General features: G+C 62.5%; 1 protein-coding gene. It reads right to left on the reverse strand.

The window, feature by feature from the left end; translation table 11 throughout:
* On the reverse strand, positions 1-312 hold a 312-nt coding region (locus tag N825_RS35865), incomplete at both ends, for an anaerobic C4-dicarboxylate transporter family protein (RefSeq protein WP_037462590.1).

Raw genomic sequence — 312 nt, forward strand, 5'->3', positions numbered from 1 at the left:
CTCAGCATGATGATCAGGATGGCGTTGGTGGTGTTCATCAGCGGCTTGGCCACCAGGCCCAGGCCCGGGCTGTTGATGATGGCGTAGGCGACCACGCACAGCACGCCCAGCAGGAACAGCAGCACCGAGGCTTTGGCGCGCGGTTTGATCGCCAGCGCGTTGTTGCCGCGCAGGGTGATCAGGCCTTCTTCCAGGCGTTTCAGGTAGACCGGATCGTTAGACAGCTTGGAGTCGAACAGCCAGGTCACCAGCAGCGACATCACCAGCACGGCGCAGAAGGTGGACGGGATCACCACCATCAGCAGGTGCAGG

It is taken from the genome of Skermanella stibiiresistens SB22 (genome assembly GCF_000576635.1).
Classification (GTDB): domain Bacteria; phylum Pseudomonadota; class Alphaproteobacteria; order Azospirillales; family Azospirillaceae; genus Skermanella; species Skermanella stibiiresistens.